General features: G+C 44.3%; 9 protein-coding genes and 1 pseudogene. 3 read left to right on the top strand and 7 right to left on the bottom strand.

What is annotated here, in order from left to right:
* The first annotated feature begins 141 nt into the window (after positions 1-141).
* Positions 142-393: a hypothetical protein gene (locus F6K46_RS08030; RefSeq protein WP_293065337.1), complete on the top strand. Its 252-nt coding sequence runs from the start codon at positions 142-144 to the stop codon at positions 391-393.
* A gap of 518 nt (positions 394-911) precedes the next feature.
* Here the strand turns inward: F6K46_RS08030 and F6K46_RS08025 are convergent.
* Together F6K46_RS08025 and F6K46_RS08020 are read right to left on the bottom strand one after the other, a co-directional pair.
* Positions 912-1,346, bottom strand: coding sequence for a hypothetical protein (locus F6K46_RS08025; RefSeq protein ID WP_075905853.1), 435 nt, complete (start codon positions 1,344-1,346; stop codon positions 912-914).
* 198 nt (positions 1,347-1,544) lie between these two features.
* Entirely contained in the window at positions 1,545-2,144 is a 600-nt protein-coding gene (locus F6K46_RS08020; protein ID WP_075897695.1) for a nucleoside triphosphate pyrophosphatase, read from the bottom strand.
* Positions 2,145-2,180: 36 nt separating this feature from the next.
* On the opposite strand from F6K46_RS08020, the gene F6K46_RS08015 reads away from it, so the two are divergent.
* Positions 2,181-2,369, top strand: a complete 189-nt coding sequence (locus F6K46_RS08015) for a hypothetical protein (protein WP_143727504.1) — start codon at positions 2,181-2,183, stop codon at positions 2,367-2,369.
* An 80-nt stretch (positions 2,370-2,449) separates the two neighbouring features.
* Here the strand turns inward: F6K46_RS08015 and psbP are convergent, their stop codons facing one another.
* Positions 2,450-2,989: a photosystem II reaction center PsbP gene (gene psbP, locus F6K46_RS08010; RefSeq protein WP_293065340.1), complete on the bottom strand. Its 540-nt coding sequence runs from the start codon at positions 2,987-2,989 to the stop codon at positions 2,450-2,452.
* A 204-nt stretch (positions 2,990-3,193) separates the two neighbouring features.
* On the opposite strand from psbP, the gene F6K46_RS08005 reads away from it, so the two are divergent.
* The gene (locus F6K46_RS08005; protein ID WP_293065332.1) at positions 3,194-4,198 is read left to right on the top strand and encodes a tetratricopeptide repeat protein; all 1,005 of its coding nucleotides are present in this window, start codon (positions 3,194-3,196) and stop codon (positions 4,196-4,198) included.
* Positions 4,199-4,255: 57 nt separating this feature from the next.
* On the opposite strand, the gene F6K46_RS08000 is transcribed toward F6K46_RS08005, so the two are convergent.
* From F6K46_RS08000 to F6K46_RS07990, 4 genes and pseudogenes are all read right to left on the bottom strand, one after another.
* Entirely contained in the window at positions 4,256-4,435 is a 180-nt protein-coding gene (locus tag F6K46_RS08000) for a ssl1498 family light-harvesting-like protein (protein ID WP_070391943.1), read from the bottom strand.
* 152 nt (positions 4,436-4,587) lie between these two features.
* The gene (locus F6K46_RS40080; RefSeq protein WP_269087116.1) at positions 4,588-5,367 is read right to left on the bottom strand and encodes a thiazole synthase; all 780 of its coding nucleotides are present in this window, start codon (positions 5,365-5,367) and stop codon (positions 4,588-4,590) included.
* A 219-nt stretch (positions 5,368-5,586) separates the two neighbouring features.
* Positions 5,587-6,624, bottom strand: a pseudogene (thiO, locus tag F6K46_RS40075) (glycine oxidase ThiO); the annotation flags it as partial.
* Positions 6,625-6,942: 318 nt separating this feature from the next.
* Entirely contained in the window at positions 6,943-7,404 is a 462-nt protein-coding gene (locus tag F6K46_RS07990) for a hypothetical protein (RefSeq protein ID WP_143727503.1), read from the bottom strand.
* Positions 7,405-7,692: the final 288 nt, after the last annotated feature.

Genomic DNA, 7,692 nt, shown 5'->3' with positions numbered 1-7,692 from the left:
AATAGGAATGCGAGTTAAAATATCAGGCTCACAATGGAATATTGAAAATGTTCCTAAAATTCTTTCTTTACGCTGTGCTTACCTAAATGGGATGCTTTATTAATGATGTTTTTACAAAAATGAGATGCACCCCCTACAGAGGTGTCAGCAACAGATTCAGCTATAGCGACTGCCCCTGTTCCAGGCACATCGGGAAACGAGAACGTAAAAAAGAAGGGAAAATCAGCATCACTAGAACGAGTTTGTGCGAATGCTGAAGCTGTGATTGTTTTTAAGGATGCCGCCTCAGCAGGAGGAGAAGCTCCCAAGCTCAATGCAGCCAAGGTACCTATAGCCGTAGTCGCTACAGGCAAGAATTTACCAGAATTGAGTAAGTTCATATATTTGATGTGAAATATGTAGATTAAACAACGTTGCGACCTGTGGCGCGACTAGAATAGTCAAGGAATTAATCAACTGGAACAACCGTTGTTATTTAGTGAGTATATAAAGAAAGCTAAAAGGAAATATCTGGCAATTAAGTATCTTTACCCAATCTTTATATATGTGATTATTTGATGATGATCAGGGAGTTGTCTTTACAGAATCTTTAAAAAAACTACTCTCAACGAGCCTCCCAAGTCAGGAAACTGTTCTTTGGGATTATGCCTTCTTACTGAAAGATGCAATTTATAATTAGCTGATAGCTTCACTACCCCTAATCAATCATCTAGCGGCAACAGTCTATCCTCTTTTAATTGTCGAATGACCGCTTTTCTTAGGTAATCCGAATTGTTGGGTAGCGATCGCATAATTGGAATTTTATATGTTATCTGTAGCTATCTGTACGGTGCGTTATTAACGCACCGTAATCGTTATAGCGGTTCTCATAGTAAGGAGGTACACAGGATTTTTTTCCTATTCCCTATTCCCTATTCCCTATTCCGTTTTTTAGTAGATAGCCTAGAGTTACTATCAGTAGCTACGTCAGAGTCTTGAGGTAGCCGACCCATAGTACTACTCAGAACTGTAAACAGTTGTTGCAAATTTTCCAAATTTTGCTGAATAATCTGGCGTCCTTGTTTTACCTGCTCTAGGTGAAATTGCTTCAGTTCAGTGTAAGGCCCATTGCCCATAAACTCTGAACCAACTTTGTTGTTGATTTCACCATCAATAATATTCATGCGAGTACGCATTTGGGAATCAGATGTTGGTTGGTCTAGCTCAGCTGAAGAATTAGGAGCTGGGCTAGATGAGGATACCCAAGTTGTAATTTCCAACTCCACTGCTTCACCTAGGGATAGGGTCAGGGCATCCCTAATGTTACCTGCTTTGATTTGTTGTTTGAAGTCGTCTTTAGTGGTCATGGATTTTGTTGCTTTAGTTGTGTAGGGTGCGTGATCAGACGGGCTCGCACTTATTTTATCGGTCGCCAGCGTTGGGATAGCCCGTTTGGGAATATTGATAACCGGCAAGATGCCCATTCCACCAAGATGCCCATTCCACCCACCGGGTCAAACAGCTTTAATGAGATGCACCCGTTACTAGTTTTTAGTTGTTAGTTATTAGTTCAAGCGCCAAAAATCAGTAACTTCATATCCTAGTTCCTGTAACATTTGATGGAGTAGGGGTAAGCTAAGACCAATAACATTACTATGACAGCCTTCGATTTTGTCAACAAAGAGTCCCCCTCTACCTTCCAAGGCAAAGGCTCCAGCACATTTAAGGGGTTCGCCAGTAGCAACATAAGCTTCTATAGCGCGATCGCTTACATTGGCAAAATAAACTCGTGTTACACCACAGCGCACTATGGTTTTGTTCCGAGATAAGTCAATTAAAGCATGACCTGTATAGAGTTCTCCAGTAGTCCCTCGCATCTGTTGCCAACGAGCGATTGCTTCAGAGGGGTTAAGGGGTTTGCCATAAATCCCACCCTCCATACTCAATACAGAATCACAGCCTAATACCAGAGCGTCGCTAAATTGATCAGCAACAGTTTTTGCTTTTTGTTCAGCTAGAATCTGCACTAAGGTTGCTGGCTCTGGATGCTGCACTTGAGATTCGTCAAAATTGCTTTGGCAAACCACCGGTTCAATACCAGCAATTTGCAACAATCGTCTGCGAGCTGGAGAAGCTGAAGCTAATACAAAAGTCGGCACATCCATATAGCAATTTTTAGAAACGTTTGAGCGACATTGCTTATGCTTTTAAGGCAAGAGGCAAGAGCTAAGAGGCAAGAGGCAAGAGGCAAGAGGGTTTTAATGCAATCAGCCTCAAAGAAGACTGTACCTGATCAGCAGGCCTTTGGCGAACAACTAAACAACCAAACAACCAAACAACCTGTAACCTTCAACCAAACAACCTGTAACCTTCAACCAAACAACCTGTAACCTTCAACCAAACAACCTGTAACCTTCAACCAAACAACCTGTAACCTTCAACCAAACAACCTGTAACCTTTAACTGTTTACTAGTTCACTGAAAAGGAGTTAACCACTGCCTTGAACATATTTTTCGTCTTACCCCAGCGTCGTTCGGTCGTGGAAGCATTGAAGGTGTAGAGCTGGCCACGGTTAATCACCACACTGGCGAGATTGTGCCGTTTTTGGTTGGGAAGTTGGACGTTGTATTCTAAAAGGTAATACGTCTTGTCTGCTACTTCGCGAGCTTCAGCATCAACCAACTCGGCTGTGCGACCAGAATCAGGAGGAGCAATGGCATTTTTTTGCAGCTGATAGCCCACTTCTGATGGTGTTCCTAAATCAGCAAGGGTCTTGTCTTCTGGCACTGGGCTAATGACCACACTAACATTTTCGGTGCTTTCGATAATATCGTGGAACACTACATCCGGTCCATCAGTCACTGTGATAGGGACCCAACCGTTGGGATACAAAAACTGATAACCGTTAAGGCTGTCTACATAGCTTTGTAGACCACTGGCACCAGTTGTGCAGCCATGTATAGCCAGACTCAACACTAGCAGCAGTAGTGGTGCAATTTTCTTGAGCATCTCTTTGAGCATCTCTATTAAACGTCAACTCAGCTGCTTAATTGTCTCATCTTTAACTAATCGTACCTGCCCCTATGTATTTTCTGTTACCGGTTGGACACTCACCAGATGTGTGATAGATAGTTAAGTCAAGTTAATAGAGCAATTTTAGACAACTGCACACGGTAACAATTCTGGAAATCATCAGGCTTTGTAAGGAAAACCATGAAACCAATTTATCGAACTATCTCTAGTCTAGGACTTGCCACAATACTGACTGGATTTACCGCAACTGTCTATGCTCAGCAGGAGCCACTTCCAGTTCCAGTCATTATCCGATCTGAGCCAGATAATGAAGAGCCAACGTCCGCCGAAGAGCCAACTAATACTCCAGCCCAACCTGGCGATGATAAACCAGCTATTACTCCAGCCCAACCTGTTGAGGAAAAACCAGCTACTACTCCAGCCCAACCTGGCGATGATAAACCACCTAATGCTGAAAAACCCTCTGTTGATAAAGACCCTTTTAATAGGGAATTGCCAGTGAGGACTATACCCCGGGTGAGTGCTGTGGAATTCTACAACCGGGGCGTGGATCAACTAGATAATGGTAATTATCCAGAGGCAATGGAAAATTTCAAACAGGCTTTGCAGCTGGAACCCTATGACCCTGATATCAACTACAATCTGGGCTACGTCCACCACATTCAGGGGAATTATCAAGAAGCGATTGATAACTACACTGCTGCTATCAAGATTAAAACCGACTATGGTGAAGCCTATAGCAACCGTGGCTATGCCTATTTTGTGCAAAAGAAGTTCATCGAAGCGATCGCTGATTTTTCCAAAGCTATTGCTCTGACACCCAATAATGATACGGTCTATCTCAGTCGAGGTAATGCTTACTCTGAAGTAGAGAACTATTTCCAAGCAATTGCGGATTACGATCGAGCTCTCTCGATTAACCCTAAAAATGCCATGGCTTACTACCAGCGTGGTTTAACTCGCAGTAAGCTCAAACAGTATCAAGCTGCTGTAGCTGATTACACAGAAACTCTAAAAATTGAACCCACTTTTGCCGATGCGTTTTATAAACGGGGTCTAGCCAGCCTTGACCTCAATAAGGTTGAGGAAGCGATTAAGGATTTTAAAAAAGCGGCTGATTTATTCCAAGAACAAGGCAGAACTGAAAATTATCAAGAAGCGATGGAAGCCATCAAAAAGCTTTAATGGCAACCAGATTCTTGAACTGAAGTGGCTTTTCAACAGCTTTCTTCTGTGCAGTACCTAGCTCACACCAGAAGCTGAGAAAGCCACAAAGATCAAGCCACTTACTAAAATCAGAGCTGTTGCACCCAAGATCACGTAGTTGCGCTTTTCCGCTGCAGTGGGTGGCTCTGCCTGGTACATTTTTGGCTCTTTAGCAAAATTGTTTAAACGTCCGCCGTCTTCTACTGTATATGGCATGGATTACAACCTTTTTTTACTTTATTTATATAAATGTAACAAAGAATGTAACAAAAATTGGCATAACTACTCTTCAGTTTTCCTGATTAGCTTGATTTGTTACGTTAAAGTATTAATCCAGTCCTAGACCTTGACAAGTTATTTAATCTATGCTAGCTAATGGTACCAGTCAAGGGTGAGCTAGCGCTAGCATAGTTTTTAATTGGAATACGACCAGCTAGGTAAGCCAGACGACCAGCTTCGGTGGCCATTCCCATCGCTTTTGCCATCATGATAGGATTACCTGCTAATGCGATCGCACTATTAACCAATAAAGCATCTGCCCCTAACTCCATCCCATAGGTGGCTTCACTGGGGCTACCTATGCCAGCATCTACCACCACCGGCACTCCAGCTTCCTCAATGATGATTTCAATATTGGCAGCATTCTTGATGCCCTGTCCCGAACCAATGGGTGAACCCAAAGGCATCACCGTAGCACATCCTACTTCTTCTAGGCGTTTGGCTAATAAGGGATCCGCATTAATATAGGGCAAAACTGCAAACCCTTCTTTTACCAGTTGCTCTGCTGCCTCTAGAGTACCAATGGGGTCAGGGAGTAAATACTTAGGATCAGGAATCACTTCCAGTTTCACAAAATTATTGTCTTCTTGGCCCAATAGCTTCGCCATTTCCCGACCAAGCCGTGCCACTCGCACCGCTTCTTCCGCCGTTTTACAGCCTGCGGTGTTGGGTAACATCCACAGTTTCCTCCAATCCAGGGATTCCGCTAGCCCTTCGTGTCCTGGTGCTTTAGTTTGTACCCGACGCACGGCCACCGTCACAATTTCACTGCCACTAGCCGCAATACTTTCAGCCATTACCTCTTGAGAGTCATACTTCCCTGTGCCAGTCATCAGACGAGACCGAAAGGTTTTTCCCGCAATGGTCAGTAAATCAGCTGGGGATGGTTCCGTCCCATTGTCAGAGTGAGAGTTCCGGAGCGTAGCAGAATTATAGTGCAGCACTGGTGTTGAGGAGGAGTTACTAGATACACTGAGATGATGACTAAGATTAGGACTAAGATTAGGAATGCTTTGATTTGAGGCTGGTTGATGGTAAGGTCGGTCGTATCGAAATTGATCTAACAATGGGTCAGACTTTTGCTTCTCAATCAGGTCAGCCAGCAACAAAGCGGTCACCGGAGCCAGCAAAATACCGTAGCGATAGTGACCAGTAGCCAAGCTCAGGTTTTGGCATGGACTAGTGCCAAGAATTGGTAATTGGTCAGGTGTGGTTGGTCGAAATCCCCACCAACACTCATGAATCGAGCAGTGTTGAATTTCCGGATATAGCCGGATAGCTGATTCTAACAAACGGTTAATTCCAGCAGTAGTGTTGTCAGGCTGCCAACCTACATCCTCTACTGTTGCACCAATCAAAATTCGTCCATCTCGACGGGGGACTAGATAAACCTCAGAGCTGAATAACACTCGCTGTAGTGGCAAGGGGTGTTGATAATTTTTAGTGGCTTTTACTGACAGCATCTGACCTTTTTTTGGAGCCACTGGCAAGGGCAATAGTTGATTAGACCAGGCTCCAGTTGCTAGGACATAATGGTCTGCATGGAGTTCCCCTGCGGAGGTTCTAATCCCAGAGACTAAGCGATTGTGTTGCTGAATTGCCTCCACAGCTATGCCTTCACGTAGGTCTACTCCCCATTCTTGGGCAGCCAGTCGCAGGGCTTTACTGAGTGCTTGGGGAACCACCTGAGCATCTTCTGGGTACCACCAACCACCAACCACTTCCGAGCTTAAACCTGATTGATAGCAATGAATCCTATCTTTGTCTAACCAGTCAGCAACTCCGGTTTGGTTGCTGAGCTGCTGTTGGTGATTTCCTGCTGCCCCTTCATAGACCGGTGCTAAAAAGCCACAGGGCCAATAGCCCGTTGCCACACCAGTCATCTGTTCCAGTTTGGTACACCATTGAGGATACAGTGAATGGGACCACAGGCCTAAATCGAGCATGGGTCCGATGGGCAGCGCTTCTGAAAACGGTGCCAACATTCCCGCTGCAGCTAGGGTGGCACCTTCTTGGAAATTGCGGGTGACAACAGTTACTGTTGCCCCACGCTGCTTCAGTTCTACAGCGATCGCTAAACCAATAATGCCACCGCCAATAATCAGAATGTCACTTGCTGCTTTCATAGGTTAAGGAGAGTGGAGACTAGGGATTGGGGAAAGTATCAAGGATGAACTATTAAGTATGAAGTATCAAGGATGAATTATTAAGTATGACGTGGGAAGTGGTAAGTGTAACTCGTAGGTTGTAGATAACGGTTTTAGTCAACCTTAAGTCAGCCACCGATAAACCCATTTCCTCCTTCAAGCTTTATTTTTCATCCTTTTTACTTCAACCTTTATTCTTCAACCTTTATTTTTCATACTTTCTCCTGTTGACCCATCCCCTAATCCCCAATCTCTAATCTTGTCCCCAACCTTTTAAACAACTACAGGTGCTGCACTCTACCATAGCGCTGGTATGGGGTCATTATCTTCGTATACTACTGTACCAGAACTTCCTGTAGTTGCTGAGCTTGCTGTAGCCCCTGAAGCACTAGACTCACTGATCACAGGATTTCCTTGAGCAACAGTATCGTCCTCTGGCTGTGAAAAGGGATCAGTTGTAGTCGGCTGTGCTTGTGCGATCGGTTGCTCTGGTTGAATACTCGGTGTTTCAGCTTCTGTAATTGATGGGTCTTCTAACAGTGCTGTATCAGTTGGTTCTGCCTCCTCCTGGTTCCTACCCAGATTAAAGAAGGGAATATTAAAGCGAGAAGCCTTTTCTTCCTCAACTTCAGGAAGTGGTTCTACTTGATTTGCACTCGGGGAAGGCTCCTCGATTTGCTTAGACTTACAAGCACTAACTGCTCCTAGCAGAGCAACCAGCACTAATAATTTGGTAGTTAACCTCATATATTTGTTCATACTCTGATTTGATATCAAGAATTTTGCTTGCATAACTTAATACCTGTGTGTCGAAGTAGGGAATTTACAGATGTGTCCCTTTTCGGTGAACACACCCGCCCATAATATACCAGTTGAGTTCTCCGGAGGTCACTAGAAAACAAAATTGTTCATTGTCTTGATGCAAAGGGCGAGTGGGGGTTTACCCCTTTGGCCGACTGCATCGCTTTGACCCTATTCCTTGCACCCATCTAGATCCCTGACCTTTGATGGTTTTTACCCAAGGCGCGGAAATCGTCAACTGATTTA

It is taken from the genome of Moorena sp. SIO3E8, from assembly GCF_010692445.1.
Taxonomy (GTDB): Bacteria; Cyanobacteriota; Cyanobacteriia; order Cyanobacteriales; family Coleofasciculaceae; genus Moorena; species Moorena bouillonii.
Note: the sequence above shows the minus strand (reverse complement) of the source record. Positions and strands in the feature narration are given on the sequence as shown.

Bases quoted from the DNA above. Each gene is read 5' to 3' on its own strand.
- F6K46_RS08020 (WP_075897695.1), bottom strand. From the start codon at position 2,144: ATGGATGTGCCGACTTTTGTATTAGCTTCAGCTTCTCCAGCTCGCAGA.
- F6K46_RS08015 (WP_143727504.1), top strand. From the start codon at position 2,181: ATGCTTTTAAGGCAAGAGGCAAGAGCTAAGAGGCAAGAGGCAAGAGGC.
- F6K46_RS08000 (WP_070391943.1), bottom strand. From the start codon at position 4,435: ATGCCATATACAGTAGAAGACGGCGGACGTTTAAACAATTTTGCTAAA.
- psbP (WP_293065340.1), bottom strand. From the start codon at position 2,989: ATGCTCAAGAAAATTGCACCACTACTGCTGCTAGTGTTGAGTCTGGCT.
- F6K46_RS08025 (WP_075905853.1), bottom strand. From the start codon at position 1,346: ATGACCACTAAAGACGACTTCAAACAACAAATCAAAGCAGGTAACATT.
- F6K46_RS07990 (WP_143727503.1), bottom strand. From the start codon at position 7,404: ATGAACAAATATATGAGGTTAACTACCAAATTATTAGTGCTGGTTGCT.
- F6K46_RS08005 (WP_293065332.1), top strand. From the start codon at position 3,194: ATGAAACCAATTTATCGAACTATCTCTAGTCTAGGACTTGCCACAATA.